We start from the raw sequence: 19789 nt of genomic DNA, 5'->3' as shown, positions 1-19789 counted from the left end.
TCAGCGGCTGACCGCGGCGCGCAGCCGGAACGTCCGCCGGTAGGCGTCCGGCGGCACGCCCACCGTGCGGTTGAAGTGCCGGCGCAGCGTGGTGCCGGTGCCCATGCCGGTGGCGGCGGCGATGGCGTCGACGCTGTCCTCGGTGGTCTCCAGCAACTCCTGGGCGTGGCGGATCCGTTGGGTCAGCAGCCACTGGAGCGGACTGGTGCCGGTGACGGACCGGAAGTGCCGTCCCAGGTGGCGCGAGCTCATGTTGGCCCGGCGGGCCAGGTCCTCGACGGTCAGCGGCTGGTCCAGCCGCTCGATCACCCACGGGAGGAGGTCGGCGAGCGGGTGGTTCCCGGGCGCGGGCACCGGGGTGGGCACGAACTGCGCCTGGCCGCCGTCCCGGTGGGGCGGCACGACGAGGAGGCGAGCGAGGGCGTTGGCGACGGACGAGCCGTGGTCGAGCCGGACGAGGTGCAGGCACAGGTCCATCGCGGCGGCCTTGCCGGCGGAGGTGAGCACGCTCCCGTTGTCGACGTAGAGGACGTCCGGGTCGACCTGCACCTCGGGGTAGCGCGCGGCGAGGACGCGGGTGTGTGCCCAGTGCGTCGTCGCCCGCAGACCGTCCAGCAGCCCGGCGGCGGCGAGGACGAAGGCGCCCGTGCAGAGGGAGACCACGCGCGCGCCGTTGTCGTGGGCCGCGCGCACGGCGTCGACGAGCTCCCGGGGCGGCTCCTCGTCGACGTCCGCCCAGCCCGGGACGACCACGGTGTCCGCGTACGGGAGCCGGTCGAGCCCGTGGTCTGGCTGGACGCGGAACCGCCCGACCTGCGCGGCCCCCGGCCCGCAGAGCTCCAGGCGGTACCAGGAATCGGCCTGCCCGCTCATGTCGGCCCCGAAGACTTCGCAGGCCAGCCCCAGTTCGAAGTGCAGCATGCCGTCCGTGACGGCCAGCGCGACGGTCCCCATGTCCGGAAGTGTACGGGTCCTGTCGTTCCGGACACTGTCGGGGGGTGTCCGCCCCCGGCAGGATGAACGCGTCGGATCAAGGAACGAGCACGGGGGAACCCCAATGTCGAACACCACCGTCACCGTCTACGGCGCCTACGGCCACACCGGCCGCTTCGTCGTCGCCCACCTGCGCGAGCGCGGCTTCACCCCCGTCCTCTCCGGCCGCGACGCCGCCAAGCTGCACGCCCTGGCCGACGGGACCGGCCTCGACGTCCGCCCGGCCTCCGTCGACGACCCGGCCGCCCTCGACGCCGCCCTGGCCGGCGCCGCCGCCGTCATCAACTGCGCCGGCCCGTTCGCCTCGACCACCGCCCCCGTCATCGAGGCCGCCCTGCGCGCCGGGATCCCGTACGTCGACGTGGCCGCCGAACTGGAGGCCAACCTCGACACGTTCGCCGACTTCGCCGACCGCGCCCGCACCGCCGGCGCCACCGTCCTGCCCGCGATGGCCTTCTACGGCGGCCTCGGCGACCTCCTCGCCACCGCCGCGATGGCCGACTGGACCGACGCCGACGAGGCCCACGTCGCCTACGCCCTCAGCAGCTGGCACCCCACCGCCGGCACCCGCCTCTCCAGCGCCGTCTCCCGCGAGCGGCGCGGCAGCGGCGGCCGGCTCGTCTACACGAAGGGCGCCATCGAGCGCCGCCACGACGCCCCGGCGACCACCGACTGGACCTTCCCCGACCCGACCGGCACGCGCGCCGTCGTCGCCGAGTTCACGATGGCCGACGTCATCACGATCCCGAGCCACCTGCGGATCCCCGAGGTCCGCACCTACATGACGGTCGAGGCCGCGACGCAGGTCGTCGCCCCCGACACCCCGGCCCCGGCCCCGGTCGACGCGGACGGCCGCTCGGCACAGACCTTCGTCGTCGACGTCGTGGTCCGCAAGGGCACCGCCGAGCGCCGCGCCGTCGCCACCGGCCGGGACATCTATGCGGTGACGGCCCCGCTCGCGGTGGAGGCGGTCGCCCGGCTCCTGAACGGCGAGGCCCGCACCACCGGCGTGGCCTCGGCCGGCGAGCTCTTCGACGCCCCCGCGTTCCTGCGCGCCCTGGCCCCGCACATCACGGTCGACCTGGCGGTCTGAGGGCTCGGGAGCGGCAGCGCTCTGCCCACGACAGAATGTCTAGCGTTGCTACAATGGCGACATGTCCGCCATCAGCGAGCGCCGCGAGCGCGAGCGCGCCCAGCGCCACCAACTGATCATCACGGCCGCGCGCGAGCTCGCCGAGACCGAGGGCTGGGAGGCCGTGACGACACGGCGGCTGGCCGAACGCGTCGAGTACAGCCAGCCGGTGCTGTACAGCCACTTCAACGGCAAGGACGCGATCGTCGGCGCCGTCGCCCTGGACGCGTTCGCCGAACTCGCCGCCCACCTGCACCGCGCCCGGCAGGACGCCGCCCCCGGCCCCGGGCAGGCCCTGCGCGCCGTCGGCGGCGCCTACCTGGACTTCTCGGTCCAGCGGCCTGCCCTCTACCAGGCGATGTTCATCCTGCCCACCGACCTGAAGTTCGCGAGCGCCGAGACGCCGGCCCCGATGCGGGCCTGCTTCGAGGAGTTCGTCGCCTGCTTCCCGCCGGAGAACGAGCGCCGCGAGCTGTTCGCCGAGGTCGCCTGGAGCGCGCTGCACGGCATGGCCGTCCTCTCGGAGAGCGGCCGCATCCCCTCCGGCTGGCAGGAGGAGCGGCTCGACCTCCTCGTGACCCGGTTCGCGGGGACGACACCGTAGGGGCCTCGGGGTCACACCCGCCGGACGCGGAGCACCCCGGTCAGCATGGGCAGGGTGAACTCGCCCTCGGCGGTCTCCGGCCGACCGGCGAGGAAGGCGCGGATCCGGCCCAGCGCCGCCTCCCGCTCCCCCTCCGGCATGACGAGCACCCCGGCGCGCGTCGCGAGGGTCTCGACCAGCGAGCCGGCGGTCCGGCGCTGCCCGTGCGCGAACTCGGCCTGCTCCGGCGAGCCGAAGCAGGCGGCCCCGCCGTTCTTCGGAAGGTGCAGCCCGGCCGTCACCGCGCGCCAGCTGTCGGGGGTGTCCCGGGGGCCGACCGCCGCACTCCCGGCAACCTGCGCGAGCCCGGCCACCCACGCGACCCGGTCGTCCAGGAGGTTCCACAGGCCGGCCAGAACGCCGCCCGGCGCGAGGACCCGGGAGACCTCAGGACCCGCGACGGCCATGTCGAACCAGTGCATCGCGTTGCCCGCGACCACGGCGTCCACGGCACCGTCCGACAACGGGATCGCCTCGGCACTACCCACCAGGGCCCGGACGTCCGGCAGCGCACGGCGCAGCTCGGCCAGCATCCCCGGGTCGGGCTCGACCGCCGTGACGTCGGCCCCCAGCGCCACCAGCGCGGCCGTCAGCTTGCCCGTCCCGGCCCCGAGGTCCAGCACGCGCAGGCCGGGCGCGAGCTCCAGCGCCCAACCCACCGCGGCCTGCGCGTAGTCCGGACGGTGCTCGGCGTACGCGACCGCGGCGACGCCGAACGACGAGGCGTGACGTGACTGTTCATCAGGATCCATGCGGTCACGCTAGCCTCGCGACCGGCGGAAGGACACCCCTGCACATCACGGTGGAGCGGCCCGCGGCAGCCCCCTGAACGACGCGCATGCAGATGATTAATGCGAGAACAACCGGCATGAAGCGGTACACCGCCGAGCACGACTGGCTCACCGTTTTCCAGCTGCCCTCGTATGCACCGGACCTCAACCCGGTCGAAGGCCTCTGGTCGCTTCTGCGACGCGGCCCGATGGCGAACACCGCCTTCACCGACGCCGATCACCTCGCCCACACCCTCCGCCGCGGGCTCCGACATATCCAGCTCCGGTCCACCCTCATCGAGGGATGTCTGACGGGCACCGGCCTGTCACTCACCTCACCGACCTCACCTTGAAAACCTCAGTAGACAGCCCGGATCTGCTGCTCTGGTCGGCTCCGGGTCGGGGACGGCGGTCACGGGGAGACCGGTAGCTGTGTTGCGTGCTGCCCGTCCGGTCGCGCCCCCGACAGAATGCGTCAGGGCGGGCGCCGCTGTGTTCGATGCGGGGCGCCTGGGAGCGTCGGAACGGAAGCCGACAGCCGTGTCGGGGCCGATGGTGAGTCGGGGCTGTTCGGCGGTCGTCGGCTGATAATCCGTTTGGACGGGCGCCGGGTGGGTGCTACCAATTCCAGGTGACTGTGTTCGTGTGTGCGGCCTGCGATCGTCCGATCGCGGGGCCATTGACCAAGCTGCCTGAGGTGCCCGCGCGTCCGATGGATCAAGGGTTTCCCAAGGCAGACGGATCACGTCGAGCTACTCCCACCCTGCGGCTCGGCTTCTTCGCCCTGGAACCCGAGCCGTGGGGCGCCCCGCTCGTGCCCTCCGACGAGTGTCGAGAGGTCTTCGGCGGCGGGCCCTGCCTCGGCGACCCGGACAGCGACGGGTTCCTGGTGTCCGCAGGCCCCCGGAACACCGTGGTCCTGCACCCGGAGGACGCACCGGGGCTCCAGCCGCATCCTGACTGGAAGCATTCCGGGGGGTGCTGCGGCCTCAACGGCCAGAGCGGTATGAACCAACTGTGCCCCTGCGGTGTGGAGGTGGGCACGCTGATCAGCGAGTGCAACACTGCCTATGAGCTGCACCTGGACCCTAGCCGGGTGCGCTCGGCCACAGTCTGAGCCGACGAGCTGCTGCCCGGTGACTGCCGCCCTGGCCTTGGTGCTCGGGCAGTCGGCGTGCCTTCGTCAGCCGGTCACCTGGGCCACCAGAGGCTTGTTGTCGGATCCGCTTGCGTGTTCTCCCCGCGTGCCGACCCGGAGACGGGCCGGTCCCGTTGATCCATGCGGGTTGTCGGGGGCTTGTCTTCAGGTGGCAGCCACGGCGGCCTGGCGCTTGGCGGTGGTGCCGGCAAGGCGGAACGACTGGGTTCCGGTCTCGATGATGTGGGCCTCGAAGGTGGGCCGGTCGACGATCGCCCGGCAGAACCGCTCGTCGGTGAAGGTCTCGTCGCTGCCTCCGACGCTCCGGTGCGTCTCCTAGAGGTCGGCCAGGTACAGGAAGGTAGGCATGGCCTCACCGCAGCCGCCGGAGCGGACAGCCTGCTCACTCGTTGTCCAAGGGGCCCGCCTCCAGGCGGCTGCCGGGCGGAGACGACGCTCGTCCGTCCCTCCGCTGGAGGGGCGAGACGAGTCCCGGATCGTGCACGGGTCAGCTGAGGATGACCAGCAGCGCCATGGTCTCCGCAACGATCTGGGCGGCGAGCGCCACCCGTCGCACGCGCGCGGCGGGTGCGACCAGGGCGACGAGGAACGCCACTGCGGCGAGTCCGGCTCCCCAGCCGATCAGCCAAGCCGGCAGCAGTCCCTCACCGCACTGTTCCCCGTATGCGATGCAGAGCGACGCCCGTTCGGAGCTCAGGGCCAGCAGATTGGCCGCCAGGATCGCCGGCACGAAAAGGATGGCGGACAGAACAGCCCGGCGCCGGGTGCGGTCCCTCCCCGGGGACGGCCGGCTGGCGGTTGTCTCGGCAGGGAGCGTCGCGTTCATGCCCCCATCCAAGGCGGACCAACGAGCCCGGCGCAGCCGCCCGGATACTCAGATCGCGAGTGCGCACCTACTCAGTCGGCAGGCCCGGCCGCCTCGGAGACGACCTGACGGCCGGTAAGGTCGCCCGTGCTGCCGCCCGAACCGCCCCAGAAAGGCGGGTCCCTCCTGGTCGTGATGCCCAGCGGCCCCCGACCGGGTCGGGAGCGTGCCGCCACAGGGCCGTCCGATCCTCCTGTCCGGCACCGACGAAACCCGGCGGGATGCGCAGACCCGGGCGGCATGGCATGGGCGTGAGACACCCACGGACACTCCCGGCTCCTCCAGCCCTCGGACTTGTTCGCCGACGGAGAATTCGAAGGCGCACAGACCTGTCCCGCGGACAGAATGGGTCGTACCCGCAGGTGGTGCGGTTGTACGCGAAGAGGAAGCAGGAGAGATCTTGGCGCGGCCCGTCATCCGCATGGCATTGCTGCTACCGGCGCTGATCGCCCTCACCGCCGGGTGCTCGGCCGCGCCGTCAAGGTCGGCCGCAACTGGGAGCACTGCTACCGTCGGCGTCCCCGCAGCACCGTCGTCCTCTGCCGCAACCGTCGGTCCCGCACCCGCGTGGCGTGCCCTCGGGCCGCTGTCCGGCGACCAGCTGACGGATGTTCTGCTGACGGCCGCGGACCTGCCGCCGAACAGCACCACGGAGCCCGCCAAGGAGGCGACACCCGCCGCCGGGCCGGACCCGATGGCCGACGCGGCGCAGCGGTACCCGGCGTGTGCTCCGGTCCTCACTGCCATGTCCGAGCGGCCCGGAGCCTCTGCTCGGCGCTGGTATGTCACCGGGAACAACGTCCTCGGCAACCGGACGCTGGTGGACGTCGGCGGCTTCACGGGCGGCCGGTCGAAGGAGCGCTTCGAGGCGCTGAAGGCCGCCGTCTACGGGGGCGGTTGCACCGATGTCCGCGTGGACGACGGCCGTGGCGGCTCGGTGGACCTGCGAGTCGAGCCGGTTCCCTCCGACACGCCGGAGGTGCCGGCCGTCGGCTTCCGCGTCCTGACACCCACCGCTGCGGTGGCCTCCTCCGGAGGGTTCACCCGCGTCTACCTCTACGCGGCCGTCGGCGACAACCGCATCCTCTTCTTCACCGGTGACGACACCGTGCACAAGCCCGCCTTGCGCACCGACCTGGTGACCGCCCAGATCCACCGCCTCACCGCAGCCGCGACGGGCGGCTGAGCGGCATCGTGCGGTCTCCCGAGATCGATCGGCTCAGGCGGTCCGGATCCGACACCGGCCATGCCGAGTTCGCCGAACGCATGGTGAGGGCTCTGAACGACGGCCTGTCGTCTCTTGAGGAACTGCCGCGGGACGACGGGTTCTGGCGTGGGTGGGCGAACGGTCGTGTGACGGCCCACAAGCTGCAGGCCTACGCCGGCGAGCGGTTGGACCGTGATCCCGGGGATCGGGTGGCCCGTTGGGCACTGGTGGCGCTGGCGCTCGCTCGCGGAGCCAGCGATGGAGGCCTCTCGTTCCTCGGGCCGGGGGTCGCCGGCGATCCGGCGGCCGTCGCGGATGCCCTGGTGATCGCGGACTGGGTCGGTCCGGAGATCGGACTGGATCTCACCCGCGAGCTGCGCGTGGTGTTCGGATGGGCTGATCGGCAAGCGCTGGAGGAGCTGGCGCGAACCGGTGACGGGCAGGCGGCACGGACTGCGTTGCGAGTCCTGGACGGGGGTTCCCTCCCGGTCTGAGACTCTGTCGGAGGCGGGATGTGGTGATCACTCTGGCGTGCGTGAGCCCGCGTCTGTCCCGATCGGGATAGCGCTCCGGTTGCGGCGGTGTCCTCGGCACTCGGCGCGTTGGGATTGGGCGGTCCGGAAGCGGTGGGACTCGCTCGCTGGATACCGGTCGCCGCGGGTCCCGGCAGGCCTCGTCGCCCAAGGCGTCTCCCGGGTCGTCGGCGGCATTTGTCGGGGCGGAACCAGCCCTGGCCGTCGCCTCCTGGCAGGCCTCGGCGATTCAGGCACCTTGGCAGCGAAGGGTGATCTCGAAGGCGTCGAGCGCCCGTTGTGCCGGCGGCGGGGCCAGCGCCCGCGAGCAAGCCGGCGGTGCTGACCGAAGTCCGTTCATCGGCACCCGAAGGCATCGCGGGCGTACAAACCCGGGTTCGTCGGCGCGCCGTCATGCTGTAGCACATCGTCGGACGAGGTCGTTTCGGCGCACGACCAATGCCTCGCGCCGTGTGAGTGCACCAAGTGCTCTTCGTGCGACCAACACTCCATCGTTCTATAGGCATCGACCTGTCAGTGGCCTGCTTCCCAGTGCATTCTGTGTCGTCCGGGGCATTGGGGGCGAGAACATCTCGCGTGGAGAGAGGCTGGGGTGGTCCATGCGTCACGCGTTGGTCGAGTGGGGCAGCGAGCAGACACGGAAGCGGTGCGTCAGCGACCTGGGTGGATCGCGGCCAAGGACGGGCAGTGGAGTTGAGGCCAGCGCGCCGTTGTTGCGCACGATGGGAGTGCTGTGCCCGTCGGACGCCGCGGAGTACTGGAATGTCGATACCGACTATCCGGCGCTCCCGACTTCCCGCACGAGAAGTCGCCCTGTCTCAACCGTGGCGGCACTTGTCTCGGGGCACACGGGACAAGGTTTCGACCATGTGCGCGAGCCGGGTCAGAACGTGGAGTTCTTCATGGAGAACCAGGCCGTCTGGTCGCGGAAACGGGGCTTGTTGACGGAACTACCACCCCCGGATGCTTTCAGCGAGGCGTTCCACACGTCCGCAGCTGGGGCGCTGTCGGTCGGGAGACCACTGTTGCAACCCGCCATGCTGTTCGGCTGGGTTCTGCCGGCTCTCGTCATGGCCGACTCCGGGGCGCTGACCGACGCGGAGGCTCGCGACTGGTGCGCGGCCGACATCCTGACCATCATGGACTACCGGTCCATGGGGGCGGATTCCGGGACGCGCCGTGCCCTGCTGGATGCCGCGAGGGCGATGAGCAGCGACGGTCGGTTGCGTCTCAACCAGCAGTGGCTCAACTACGCGGATGTCGTCGTGTGCCGGGCCGGGCAGCGAGGTCTCGCAGGTCGTCGCGAGGCGTTGAGGCAGGGAACCGTCCCGCTCTTCGACACCGGCACGCTGAGCGATGTGGAGCTGGAGCGATGGGCCATGATCGACATGGGTCTGCCGAACTGGCTCCGGCGCCGATTCGTGTCCCGCGAAGGCATGGGGCTCGTCGCCCTTCCGCGCATCACCAATGACATGAGCGACCTCATGACGGACGTGTTGCGGGGCGAGCCGGGGAATGTCTTCCGGCTCCGCCGTGAACTGCGGAGCTGGTTCGCGCACTACAGCGCTTGGCTGTGCGGGCGTTGGCGGGCCATCCGGGAAGGAGACTGCGAACCTGCCGAACTGGCTGCGGCCGTGACCCTGCCGTACACCTTCCTGGGCAGACGGTCCCGAACCTGGTCCAAGGTGGCCGCGGCGGCTGCCCTGAACTCCCGGGATACGTCCTCGGATTGCCCCTGGTGCCACACCTTCGAAGCATGCGTGTCCGGCCTTCACACGCCGCACTCGGTCCGACGCGCAGAGCGCGGCGTCCGTGGGGGCGCCGAGCACATGGCGGCGCATGCGGTGTCGTGTGCGCAAGAGCTGGTTGCCGACTGCGGCGGCACAGTGCCGGGGCCCGTTTGGTCCGAGATTCACAGACGCGTTGAGCACCACCTTGCCGACGCTCCGATGGCCAGGGGCCAAACCGCCGAATTCTACCTCGCCTTCAGCAGGTTGTACGGGCTGTTGGCCGTGCCGTTCCTGCTGATCGAGGGCGGCCATCTCGGGCCGGGCACCATCAATCTCATGGAGCTCGTGGGTCATGAGTACCTGCGGTACGAGACGGCCAGCCCGACCGAACTGGCAACCGCGGTGTACTACGCGATGGTCGCCTGCCACCCTCATCCGACGCTGAGCCTCGGAACCACCGAAGTAGGGCTGCTCTACGGTGAGCCACTGACCGTAGGTCACGTCCCGTGCTGGTAGACGCCTACCTCCCTGCCCTTGAAAGTGGAGCCGGACAGGTCGAGCTCGACCGCCGGGTCGGCGAGCGGTACTCCGGGGCGTCCATCGCGATCCGCGGCTAAACCGCTGGCTTCTCGAATTCCACGTACCGTCGCGGCCGGCCTCGGGCGCGATGGTGGCGGAGCCCGCGATTCGTCCTCGCGAGCCCCGCCGGGTATCACGCTGTTACCTCCGCTGGCAGCAGCGCTTGTTGCGGTTGATGAGGGCGTGCCCTCGGTGCCGCTGCGGCTTTCTGATCAGGGGTTCACCGTCACGGTGATGGTCTCGGGGTTGGCACCGTTGTCCTGGTACACCGAGTCGCCGCTGTAGACGGCGGTGATGGTGTGGGTGCCCGCGGTGCGGAAGGCGGTGACCGTCCCGGCGGCGGCGCACCGGCCGAGGGGGAGGAACAGTTGTCCCGTGCCGAGGGTCGTCCCGGTGGTGGTGTCGGTGAACGTGACGGTTCCGGTGGGCCTGGTCGTGGAGCCCCCGCCGGGGCAGACGATGTCGCTCAGCACGACCGGCGAGCCGATCCGGGTGAGCCCGGGCATCGCGGTCATGGTCGTGGTGACCGGCTTGCCCACGGTGTAGCTGATGATCACCTGGCCGTTGTGGTTCGCCGTCCCGATCGTCGAGGCCGCATAGGACGTCCCGGTGCCCGACGGGGTCGCGAAGCTGCTCCCGCCACCGCCACCGCCGCCGCTTGCCTTGGTGCCGGTTCTGTTGACGGCACCGCTGCCGCCGCCCCCACCGGCGAAGTACCCGCCGCCCCCGCCCCCGCCCGCACCGGTGACAGTGGCGGCGCAGCCGCCGTCGATCGCTCCGCCGGTGCCGCCGCTGCCGACCGTGGTACCGGCGAACCCGCTGCCCGATGTACCCGGCGTGGCTCTACAGAACGCGACCGCGCCGGCCACGCCGCCCACACCACCCGTAGACGTGCTGGTCCTGCCGCCGTCCCCACCCTGCCCTGCCGCGGCCCCAGGGCCGGTGGCACTTCCACCGGTACCGGCGGTGGCATCGGGCGTCGTCCCGCCGTTGCCCCCGTTGCCGCCCGTCAGGTCGCCTCCGGTACCCCCGGCGGCACCGCCGCCCCCGGCGACCACCAGGAAGGAGCCCACGCTGACGCTGGAGGCCCCGCCCCCACCCGGCCCTTCCGCCCGGAAACCCGTGGCCAAAATGCCCCCACCCGGAGCGCCGCCGTTGAACCCGCCGGCACCCCCCGTACCCGTGCCGTTGCAGCCCTTGCCGCCCGTGCCGCCGACGTTGACGGTGACCGTCGTCGGGGCGGTGGTCTGCGGGAGAGTGGTGACGACCCGCGCCCCCGTCCCGCCCGTGCCCGTGACGGAACAGGAGGTGCCGGTGCTGTCGGCGCCGCCCGCGCCGTCGGCGGTGATCGTGACCACCGCCTGGGCCGGGATGGTGAGGCTCTGCGCGGCGCCGGTGAAGCCGAAGGTGAACACCGGGTCGGCGCCTCGGGTCCGCACCGGGGTGGTGGCCGGCGCGGACCCTGTTGCCGCGGCGGTCGCGGGGATCACCCCGGTACCGGCCAGCACCACGCACACCCCTCCCACGACTCCGGCCCGCCACCACCGCGCACGAGCGTGGACGCCTGCCTCTCCTCCGGCGACGGCATCTCCTGGGGCGTGGTGTCTGATCACTGGCGTCTCCCGATGTGATGGGCTGGAGGTGAGGCTTCGGGGTACTGGATCACGCGACCCGTGCAGCGGTGCTGTCCCTGGTCCGGAGCGCGGTCAACAGGCACAGCGTGACGACCGGACGGCCCTCGTGCCCCGATTGCTCCGACAGCGGCATGCCACACACCATCACACCGGGCGGCACACGAACTCATTGAGCCGGCCAAGGCTGGGCCCGCCGGTCAGTCGTTGCCTTCGATGATGCGGAAGTCGCACTCGACGCCGTCGGGGAGGGCCGCCAGCGCCTTCTGGCATGCCTCGCTCTCGTACACCGCGACAGCCTGCCGACTGCGCTGCCGACTGCGCGCGATGGCACCGAAACCACGTACCAGTCAGGCAACTTCGCTCCGGAGTACTTGCCTGACTTGCCCGACACCCACCGGGCACCCTGGACAAGAGTTCGAGATGAACTCACGGGCCCATGCGGGCCACACGTCCAGGGGCGCGCGCCAACCGGCGCGGGGCTCGGCACCAGGGGCCGGTCTCGGGCCCCTCTTGACGAATGTGATGTGAATCACATGCGTGCGACTGCTGTGGGACTAAAGGTTTTCCGCTCAAGACCCCTTTCACCGTGCGAGGTTGGCGCAAGGAGCGCCGCCGTCGACGAGAGGAGGCGGGGAGATGTGGGAGACGGTCCTGCTGGCCGTGTGCGCCGGCACCGTCAGGCTGGCGCGCCAGCTTGTGTCCTACCGACTGGCCGTGATGCGGGAGCGCACGCGCGGCGCCGTACTGGAGAGCCTTGTCCTCGCGGCCGGGCCCGGGGCGACGGTGGAGGACCGGCAGGCGGACGGGAGCGTCCTCCTGGTGCGCGGAGCACGGTCGAAGTCGAATCACACACAGGAGACGACGTCATGACGTCAGATCAGAGAACAGCGCGACCCCGGATGGAACCTCCCGAGGAGTTGGAGGACTTCGTCCGGGTGACCCAGGGCAGGTTGCGCATGCAGGCACGCTTCCTGTGCCAGGACGGGGAGACCGCGGAAGAGCTGGTCCAGGAAGCGTACGTCCAGGCCAGCCGGATGTGGTCGCGTCTGCGCACGATGGACCACCCCGAGGCGTACCTGCGGCAGATCATGCGCAACGAGTTCCTCGACCGGGTCGAGCGGCGCACCAGGGAGCGTGCGAGCTGGTTGCAGGCGGGAATCCCCGCGCAGGCGAGGATCGAGGTCACCGTCGAGACGCGCCAAGTCCTCGCGGCCGTGCGGGAACTGCCGGAGCGGCAGCGGGAGGTGCTGGTGCGGTTCTGTCTCCAGGCCGAGCCGCAGCGGGCGATCGCCGAGGACCTGAAGATCTCCGCCACCACGGTCGCCGGCCACGTGAAGCAGGCCCGCAACAACCTGGCGAAGCGGCTCGGGATCACCTCGCAGGAGCTCTGGTCCGACTTCGACTCGCTGGTGGACGCGCCGGCCGGCGGGCTGCAGGATCAGCTGACGGTCGAACTCCTGGACGCGGCCCTGTGGTTGGAGGACGCCTTCGAGCACGACCAGCTCGGTCTCGATCTGCTGCTGGAGCGGCTGGCCGAGGCGTGGGCCCAGGACGCCGGGAGGCGCGGGTGAGGCCGTCGCTGTTCCTCGTGTCCCTGCGGGCCCTGCTCGCGGTCGCCATGCTGTTCGTCAGCTACCTGGTCCTGCTCGCCGCCGTGGCCGTCTATGCGGCGTTCCTGTCCCTCCTCGCGGCGGCACCGCCGGACGACTTCGCCAGACTCCTCTTCACGGTGATCACCTCCACGCCCGTCGTCGCGGCAGTCCTTCTCGCGTTGTGCGCGGCGGGTCGTCCGGCCCGGGGCCCGGAGGGTTCGGTCGAGGTGGCCCCGGAGGAGGAACCGGCCCTGTGGAACGCCGTGTACGATCTCGCCGAGCGCTTGGGGGTGCGCCCGCCGACCCGGCTGTACCTGATTCCCCAGGCCAACGCCATGGTCCTCGAACACGCCAGCCTGCTCGGGCTGCTCGGTGGGACCCGTCGGCTCTACCTGGGGATGCCGCTGCTGGTGGGGTTGACGCAGGGCGAGCTGGAGGCGGTGATCTGCCACGAGCTCGGCCACTACGCGGGACGCCACACCGCCCTGTCGTCCGTCACCCGCCGCGGGACCGCCGCGCTCGGATCCATCCTCGAACGCCTCGGTCGGCACCCGATGGTCCAGGCCGAGAACGCCTACCATCCGGCCTACACCTGGTACTGCCTGTTCTCCGGCTACGCCCGGGTCTACCTCCGGCTGACCGCGGCGGTCGGGCGGCGCCAGGAGTTCGAGGCGGACCGGATGTCGGCCCAGGTCGTCGGAGCGGCGGTGATGGCCGACGCCTTGCGCAACGTGCACTCCCTGGCGCTCGCCTGGGCCCGGCTGGTCTCCGACTACCTGGAGCCGGTGGCCCGGGCCGGCTGGCTGCCGGACGATCCCTTCGCCGTCTTCGCACAGATGCTCGCCGACCCCGAGTACCAGGACACCCTGCGCCGATGGCGGGACTCGCCACCGGACCGGCCCGTCTCCCGGTTCGACAGCCACCCCCCGCTCGCGGAACGCCTGAACGCCCTCGCGCACCGCGCGAACGGAACCGCACCGTGCCGCGAACCGGTCCCCGCGATCGGCGTGCTGACCGACCTCGACCAGCGGACCGTCGAACTCAGCCTGACCGTCTTGCCGCAACACGCCGGCGACCCGGACACGACCTGGTTGGCGACGGCGGCCTGGGCCTCCACCGCGGCGGCGACGCTTACCGGCGAGAGCGCCCAGGCCCTGGCCCGGGCCGCCGGCCGGAGCGGTCGCACCACGCGGCCCAGTCTGCGGACCGTTCTGGAGGCCCTCGCCAAGGCCCCGGAGACCCTGGCTCCTGCCAGCTCGCTGCCCGGTGCCCTGCGCGCACTGCTCGACCAGGTGCTCGTCCGTGACGGGCTGGCCACCGGCTGGCGGCTGTCCTGGGTCGGGCAGAGCCGCCCGGTCGCCGACCGGGCCCTGCTGTCCGAACTGCACGAGCTGACCGTGGCCGTCGACGCCCAGCGGTTGGAGGCCTTCCTGCGGACGCTGCCCGTCGATCTCGCGGCGCCGGTGCTCGTTCGGCGCCCGGTGCGCCAGGAGGAGGTGCCGCCCGCCGATCCCGACGAACGGATCGAGCTGCCGGCCGAACTCCTACCGCACGGTGGGCCGGAGGATGACGAGCCCCTTCGCCAGAAGCATCCGGTCATCAAAACGGCCGCAGCGCTGATCCTGCTGCTGATCGTGCTGGGGTTCGCCTTCGGTGGAGCATCGCTCGGCTAGGTTCCGTCCGATGTCGGCATCAGGGCGATCCACAGGGCGGAGGCCTGGCCGCGATCGCGCGCGGTGAGCTCCTCCAGGTACCGGCCCTGGCCGAGGAGTTGCTTGACGCGCGGGATCGCCTCGCCGTCGGGGCCGATCCGGTTGCGGACCGTCTTGGCGTCGCCGTCGATGACCGTCCGGTACATCACCTCGGCGGTGAGCGACACCGGTGACCGCGGCCGCGCGGCGGGCGTACTTCATCTGTTGTGCTCCTTGAGGGGGGCACGGGTCAGGAGCGCCGCCCCGCGCGCCCGGCGAGAGGGAAAGGACGCGGACGCGCGGAGCGACGAGCCCGGCCGGCCATCGGGGCGTGGCGGCCTTCGTCCGGCATCAGCGTGAGCTGTGTCTGTCAGTGCCCTCTGGCATCGTGTGCGCCATGGCCGAACTGGTGGAACGCGTCGACGAGGAAGACCACGTACTGGCAGTCGTCGAGCGGGGCGAGGCGATCCGCCAACAATGGCTGCATCGCGTCGCGACGACCGTCTGCCGCGACCCCGAGGGCCGGATCCTGGTCCACCGACGTCCCGACGACGACTCCCGTTTTCCCGGCCAGTTTACCGACCGCGGGTAGTGCCGCCCGTGGTGTCCGTCGGTGCCTGTGACTTGGGCGTCGCGGGCTCGTTTACCGACCGTGTCCGGAGCGCCCGTCGTGTTCCGGGGTCGGTACGCAGGACATGTGGCACGGCGAGTGGTGGTCGGGGATCTGAGGGTCCAGCAGATCGAACGGAAGGGCGGGCGGCGGTCGTGGACGATCGTGTGGCCCGAGGGCAGTCTCCACGCGGAGGCGGACCGGTTCCTGCGCGTGTACGACGGGTCGGGAACGCAGAGGACCTATGCGTACTACCTGGTGGACCATCTGCGGTGGTTGGAGCGTGAGTGCTTGGCCTTCGAGAAGGTCGTGCTGCGGGATCTTGAGCGCTACATGGGCATCGTCGGCGCGGAGGTCCTCATGCCGCTCGGTGAACCGTGGCGGATTGGCAAGCGCCCTTACGGCCGCTCCGCGTTGTCGACCGCGGCGGCCTGTCTGAAGGGCTTCTACCTGCACCAGTCGTCCCTGGGCGTGAATGGCGAGCTCGGCAAGACGCTCGACACCTCGCGGCTGCCCACGCGGGCGGACCGGCGCCGCGCGTTCCTGGGACACGTGAAGAACTCCATGCCTACCAACCCGCTCGCGCCGACGCGGCCGCGCCGCCGGCACCCGAAGATGCTCCCCGACGGCGCACGGGAGAAGCTCTTGGCGGTGGTGAACGCCGCCCGCGACCGGCTGGTGGTGACCTGGCTGGCCGACGGCGGCCTGCGGATCGGCGAGCTCTGCGGGCTGCACCTGGTGGACCTGCACTTGCGGGAGAACGCGGCCTGCGGGGAGTGCCGCGCCCCGCACGTCCACGTCTGCCACCGGCCCGGCAACCCGAACCGGGCCGAGGCGAAGACCAAGCTCCCCTGGCGCATCGAGGGCGGCACGGTGACCGGTGGGCTGATCAAGCGGGTCAGCCCGGCGATGGTGCACACCTACTTCGAGTACCTCACCGGCGAGTACCCGCGCGGCACCCGGCACGGCATGCTCCTGGTCCAGCTCCATGGCATGGACTTCGGGCAGCCGTGGGCGCCGGTCGGGGCTCGCCGGATGCTCGGCCGGGCCGGGAAGCGTGCCGGGCTCGGCGTGGTGAAACCCCATGCCTTCCGGCACAACTTCACTTCTGCGGTGCTCGACGCGGCCGGTGGCAACCTGCTGATCGCCCGGGATGCCGGCGGCTGGGCCTCTGCCGCGATGGTCGACGAGGTCTACGGGCATGTCGACATCCATGACCCGGCCTTCGACACCGCCCTGCGCACGGTCTGGGGTGGGGCCCAGTGACCGCGCCTTCCCTGCTGCCACGGCAGGATGCCCGCACACAGCGGGACCGGCTGGAGGTGCTGACCGTTCTGATCAACGGGCCCGAGTTCGACCCGGTGCTGCGCGGCGGGGTACTGAAGATCCCGCCGACCCACCCGGTTTATCCGTGGAGCTGCACGGTCCCTGACTGCGCGCGCTCGCGCTGGAGGCGCTACGCGATGTGCTCGGTGCACGCCGATCAGTGGCAGGAGGCAGAGGCGAGCGGGATGAGCCGGGCCCAGTTCCTGCGCATGGCAGAGCCGTTGGCGGCGTCGGAGGCCCCGGAGGAGATGATGTGCCGGATCTGCCCGCAGCGACCGGCCTTCAGCCTGCGCCTGGTGGTGTGCTTCCGGCATCGCAACCGGTGGCTGAGCCACCTGAAGCGGCACCCCGGCGCCGGTGAGGAGGACGGAGGGTTCGAGAGGTGGCTGGCCGATCAGCAGCCCTGCCCGGGCTACGGCGAGTGCCGCGCGGAGGTGTGCGACGAACTGGCCTCCTCGCCGCTGGGGTTGTGCGGCGCGCACGAGCGCGGCTACATCCGGGCCGGGCGCCCGGGCGGGGCCCGGCTGCCGAAGAACTTCTTCGCCACCTTCGAGCGGCACGACCGACCCGTCCCCATCTCCTGCGACGACCAGATCGCCTTCCGCTCCTGGTGCCGCGCGCAGTTGCCGGTGCACCGCACGGGGCGGATCTACCTGCGCGGCCTGCGGCCCCTGCTGCGGGCCGAGTTCCAGTGGGGCCTGTATGTCCACGGCCTGCAGCCCACCGCCGTGTGGAACTTGCCGTGGGTGCAGTCGCTCGCGGACGAGTGCCAGCGTCGCGACGTGGCGTCCCTCGCCGGCCTGGACCCGTCCGTCTTCCACCGCGACTACCACCTGCGCATGGTCCAGGAGATGCAAGAAGCCCTGCGGAAGGTCTACTTCAACCCCTCCGACAGCCGCGATGCCGGCTACATCGAGACCGAGCACTTCGGCGTGCGCTTCCCACACCGCTCCAGCTACATCGACCTGACCTGTATCTCCCAGCGGTGGCTGCGCGACCTGCTGTGGGACCACATCGCCGACGTGCTGCGCTCACCCTCATGCCCGCGCAGCGCCCAGCCGGTGGACTACCAACGCCGCGCGGGCGCCGAGCTGAGCGCATTCCTGGAGGCCGAGGCGCCGGACGGCGGCCACGATCCCAGGGCACTGCGCGAGGAACATACCCATGGTTTCGTCGCGGATCTGCGCAACCGCGAACGCCTCGGTCTTGCCTTCCGTGGCCAGGCCCGCCTGGACGGCAAGAAGTCGAAGGTCACCGAGAACATGCGCCGGATGGTGCTCAACTACGGCCGGGCCGTGCTGCGCGGCGCGCTGGACAACGGCAGCGCCGAACGGATCGGCTTGAACCGTGCCTTCATCACCGCCATGCCGGTCGGCGGCCCGGGCACGCCCCGCAGCCGCAATCCCTTCCCCGACGAGGTCGCCCGCGCCCTCGCAGCCGAGAGCAACCTGCAGCACCTCGCCGAGGACTACGACCCGCACGACCGCGGCCTGCGGGATGTCTGGGAAGCCATCATCATCACCGGCCGGCGCGCCAACGAGGTCATCCAGCTGCGGCTGGACTGCATCGGCCGCTACGGCGGGCTGCCTGTGCTCTGGCACGACCAGACCAAAGTCGGCAACCTAAACGCGGCCATCCGCATCCCCGACCGGCTCCTGGACCGGCTGGAGGAACGCCACCGCAAGACCCTGGCGCACTTCGCCGACCGCCACGCCGGCCGCGCGCCCACCCCCGCCGAGCGCGCCCACCTGGCCCTGTTCCCCACCGACATCCTCAACCCCGACGGCCGTCGCGCCCTGTCCTACACCTGGTTCCATTCTGGCCTGCGCAACTGGATCACCGACCTCGACCTGGGCGGTCACTACGTCGCCCACCAAGCCCGGCACACGCTGGCGACCCGGCTGCTGCGGGCCGGGGCGAGCCTGACCCACATCCGCCGATACATGGGGCAGGTCAGTGATCGAATGGCGGAGCATTATGTGCACCTGACCCAGTCCGACCTCGACGACGTCCTCCAGCGCGTCTGGGTCGCCGGCCCCGGCACCGCCAACCCTGGCGAACTCCTCACCGGAGACATCACCCCGCTCACCCGCGAGCAAGCCCAGGCCCTCGCCATCGACTTGTCCCGCCGCAGCACGCCCGCCGAGGGCGGGTTCTGCACCTTCCAGCCCGTCGTCGAGGGCGGCGCCTGCCCGTGGAACCTGGACTGCCACAACTGCGACAAGTTCGTCCTCTCCGGCGCCGACCTCCTCTACTGGCACCGCAAGCGTGAGCAGTGGCGGCTGCTGGCCGAGGGCGCCCCCGACAACGCCACCGCGGAGTACCTCCACCGCTACTTCGAGCCCACCGCTCGCGCCATCGACGGTCTGGAGAAGGCGTTGGCTGGCCTCGGCCTCCTGGACGACGCTCTCGCCCTGGACCTGCGCAAGCCCCAGGACTACTTCCACCGCGTGTGGTCCACCGCCTTCCGCGCCGCCGACCTCGCCGACGCCGCCGAGCAGGACGAAGACCAGTACGGCGGAGAGGACACCACCAGTGGGGAGGCGTGCGCATGAACGCCACCACCGTCCCCGGCCCTCGCACAGCCGCCGCGCTCGCAGCTCGACGCCGAACCACCGAGGCCGCCGTCGGACGCGTCCATGACGCCCTCACCCGGCTCCGCCGTGAGAAGGCCCACGTCAGCGTCGCCGCCGTCGCCCGGCGGGCGGACGTCTCCCGCACTTTTCTCTACGACAATCCCGACGCCCGCGCCGCAGTCGCCGCCGCCATGACCGAGGCCGACGCGCGCCGCACCCGCATGCTCGCCGACCAGGACGACCAGCAGGAAGCCATCTGGCGCGAACGCGCCCTGAACGCCGAGGACGCTCTCAAGGCCGCCCACGCCGAGATTCTCGTCCAGCGCACCCGCATGGGCGAACTCCTCGGCCAGATCCGCGACTTGCAGGCCGAGTGGACTGAGGAGGCCATCCGGCGGATCACCACCGAGAACACCACGCTCAAGCAGCGCGTCCGTCAGCTCACCGCCGACAACCGCACCCTCGACGAGCGACTCAAGGCCGCCCGCTCCAATCTGCGCTTCCAAGACCGCCGCGTCGCCGACCTCGAAGCCCAGATCCTGTCCTCGTCAGGATGACCCGCACCTGGCCAGCGGCCGTCTCACCCCGGTGAGACGGCCGCCGGCCATGACGCACGCTGAGCCGATGCTGTTGAAGTTCATCGCCGAGGTCACGGACGAACCTCTGCCCCTGAGCCCGAACGATCAAGTGGCGGAGTCGCAGAGCAACACTTGGTGGCTGTCGTTGTGGTAGTCAAACCGCGCATTGCG

The 19789-nt window shown here is 71.2% G+C and carries 17 protein-coding genes and 3 pseudogenes; 14 read left to right on the top strand and 6 right to left on the bottom strand.

Going from position 1 to position 19789, the window contains the following annotated elements; genetic code table 11:
• A complete protein-coding gene (locus ACFVU9_RS11915) occupies window positions 1–954 on the bottom strand; it encodes a helix-turn-helix domain-containing protein (RefSeq protein WP_387592530.1) in 954 nt (317 codons plus the stop codon).
• 103 nt (window positions 955–1057) lie between these two features.
• Here ACFVU9_RS11915 and ACFVU9_RS11910 point away from each other — a divergent pair, with 103 nt between their 5' ends.
• Together ACFVU9_RS11910 and ACFVU9_RS11905 are read left to right on the top strand one after the other, a co-directional pair.
• Entirely contained in the window at window positions 1058–2086 is a 1029-nt protein-coding gene (locus ACFVU9_RS11910) for a saccharopine dehydrogenase family protein (RefSeq protein ID WP_387592527.1), read from the top strand.
• 61 nt (window positions 2087–2147) lie between these two features.
• Complete coding sequence (locus ACFVU9_RS11905) at window positions 2148–2729, top strand: TetR/AcrR family transcriptional regulator (RefSeq protein ID WP_387592524.1); 582 nt, start codon at window positions 2148–2150, stop codon at window positions 2727–2729.
• Window positions 2730–2740: 11 nt separating this feature from the next.
• Here the strand turns inward: ACFVU9_RS11905 and ACFVU9_RS11900 are convergent, their stop codons facing one another.
• Complete coding sequence (locus ACFVU9_RS11900) at window positions 2741–3520, bottom strand: class I SAM-dependent methyltransferase (protein ID WP_387592521.1); 780 nt, start codon at window positions 3518–3520, stop codon at window positions 2741–2743.
• Between the two features lie 113 nt (window positions 3521–3633).
• Here ACFVU9_RS11900 and ACFVU9_RS11895 point away from each other — a divergent pair.
• Both ACFVU9_RS11895 and ACFVU9_RS11890 read left to right on the top strand, forming a co-directional pair.
• Window positions 3634–3891, top strand: a pseudogene (locus tag ACFVU9_RS11895) (transposase); the annotation flags it as partial.
• 278 nt (window positions 3892–4169) lie between these two features.
• On the top strand, window positions 4170–4655 hold the full coding sequence (locus ACFVU9_RS11890) for a hypothetical protein (RefSeq protein ID WP_387592518.1): 486 nt from the start codon (window positions 4170–4172) through the stop codon (window positions 4653–4655).
• Between the two features lie 529 nt (window positions 4656–5184).
• On the opposite strand, the gene ACFVU9_RS11885 is transcribed toward ACFVU9_RS11890, so the two are convergent.
• Complete coding sequence (locus ACFVU9_RS11885) at window positions 5185–5523, bottom strand: hypothetical protein (protein ID WP_387592516.1); 339 nt, start codon at window positions 5521–5523, stop codon at window positions 5185–5187.
• A 460-nt stretch (window positions 5524–5983) separates the two neighbouring features.
• On the opposite strand from ACFVU9_RS11885, the gene ACFVU9_RS11880 reads away from it, so the two are divergent.
• From ACFVU9_RS11880 to ACFVU9_RS11870, 3 genes are all read left to right on the top strand, one after another.
• Window positions 5984–6748 (top strand): hypothetical protein, encoded by a 765-nt coding sequence (locus tag ACFVU9_RS11880; RefSeq protein WP_387592513.1) that lies wholly within the window; start codon window positions 5984–5986, stop codon window positions 6746–6748.
• An 8-nt stretch (window positions 6749–6756) separates the two neighbouring features.
• Window positions 6757–7263: a hypothetical protein gene (locus ACFVU9_RS11875; protein ID WP_387592510.1), complete on the top strand. Its 507-nt coding sequence runs from the start codon at window positions 6757–6759 to the stop codon at window positions 7261–7263.
• 941 nt (window positions 7264–8204) lie between these two features.
• A complete protein-coding gene (locus tag ACFVU9_RS11870) occupies window positions 8205–9548 on the top strand; it encodes a hypothetical protein (RefSeq protein ID WP_387592507.1) in 1344 nt (447 codons plus the stop codon).
• 275 nt (window positions 9549–9823) lie between these two features.
• Here ACFVU9_RS11870 and ACFVU9_RS11865 read toward each other — a convergent pair whose 3' ends face one another.
• On the bottom strand, window positions 9824–11122 hold the full coding sequence (locus ACFVU9_RS11865; RefSeq protein ID WP_387592504.1) for an Ig-like domain repeat protein: 1299 nt from the start codon (window positions 11120–11122) through the stop codon (window positions 9824–9826).
• A gap of 320 nt (window positions 11123–11442) precedes the next feature.
• A pseudogene (locus ACFVU9_RS11860) lies at window positions 11443–11544 on the bottom strand (DUF1330 domain-containing protein); the annotation flags it as partial.
• A gap of 337 nt (window positions 11545–11881) precedes the next feature.
• Here ACFVU9_RS11860 and ACFVU9_RS11855 point away from each other — a divergent pair.
• The 3 genes from ACFVU9_RS11855 to ACFVU9_RS11845 are packed head-to-tail and all read left to right on the top strand — an operon-like array spanning window position 11882 to window position 14510.
• The gene (locus ACFVU9_RS11855) at window positions 11882–12115 is read left to right on the top strand and encodes a hypothetical protein (RefSeq protein WP_380435324.1); all 234 of its coding nucleotides are present in this window, start codon (window positions 11882–11884) and stop codon (window positions 12113–12115) included.
• Between the two features lie 29 nt (window positions 12116–12144).
• Window positions 12145–12816, top strand: coding sequence for an RNA polymerase sigma factor (locus ACFVU9_RS11850; protein ID WP_387592501.1), 672 nt, complete (start codon window positions 12145–12147; stop codon window positions 12814–12816).
• A complete protein-coding gene (locus ACFVU9_RS11845; RefSeq protein ID WP_387592498.1) occupies window positions 12813–14510 on the top strand; it encodes a M48 family metalloprotease in 1698 nt (565 codons plus the stop codon). The genes ACFVU9_RS11850 and ACFVU9_RS11845 overlap by 4 nt, the downstream gene beginning before the upstream one ends.
• Here the strand turns inward: ACFVU9_RS11845 and ACFVU9_RS11840 are convergent.
• Complete coding sequence (locus tag ACFVU9_RS11840) at window positions 14507–14716, bottom strand: hypothetical protein (RefSeq protein ID WP_387592495.1); 210 nt, start codon at window positions 14714–14716, stop codon at window positions 14507–14509. The genes ACFVU9_RS11845 and ACFVU9_RS11840 overlap by 4 nt on opposite strands.
• Before the next feature lie 209 nt (window positions 14717–14925).
• On the opposite strand from ACFVU9_RS11840, the pseudogene ACFVU9_RS11835 reads away from it, so the two are divergent.
• The 4 genes and pseudogenes from ACFVU9_RS11835 to ACFVU9_RS11820 form a co-directional block, all read left to right on the top strand.
• A pseudogene (locus ACFVU9_RS11835) lies at window positions 14926–15105 on the top strand (NTP pyrophosphohydrolase); the annotation flags it as partial.
• 324 nt (window positions 15106–15429) lie between these two features.
• A complete protein-coding gene (locus ACFVU9_RS11830; RefSeq protein ID WP_387592492.1) occupies window positions 15430–16404 on the top strand; it encodes a tyrosine-type recombinase/integrase in 975 nt (324 codons plus the stop codon).
• A complete protein-coding gene (locus ACFVU9_RS11825) occupies window positions 16401–19019 on the top strand; it encodes a tyrosine-type recombinase/integrase (protein WP_387592489.1) in 2619 nt (872 codons plus the stop codon). Before ACFVU9_RS11830 ends, ACFVU9_RS11825 begins: the two co-directional genes overlap by 4 nt.
• Window positions 19016–19597 (top strand): DUF6262 family protein, encoded by a 582-nt coding sequence (locus tag ACFVU9_RS11820; RefSeq protein WP_387592486.1) that lies wholly within the window; start codon window positions 19016–19018, stop codon window positions 19595–19597. Before ACFVU9_RS11825 ends, ACFVU9_RS11820 begins: the two co-directional genes overlap by 4 nt.
• The last annotated feature ends 192 nt before the right edge of the window (window positions 19598–19789 follow it).

This window comes from Kitasatospora sp. NPDC057936, from assembly GCF_042887525.1.
In the GTDB taxonomy this organism is placed as follows: Bacteria; Actinomycetota; Actinomycetes; order Streptomycetales; family Streptomycetaceae; genus Kitasatospora.
Note: the sequence above shows the minus strand (reverse complement) of the source record. Positions and strands in the feature narration are given on the sequence as shown.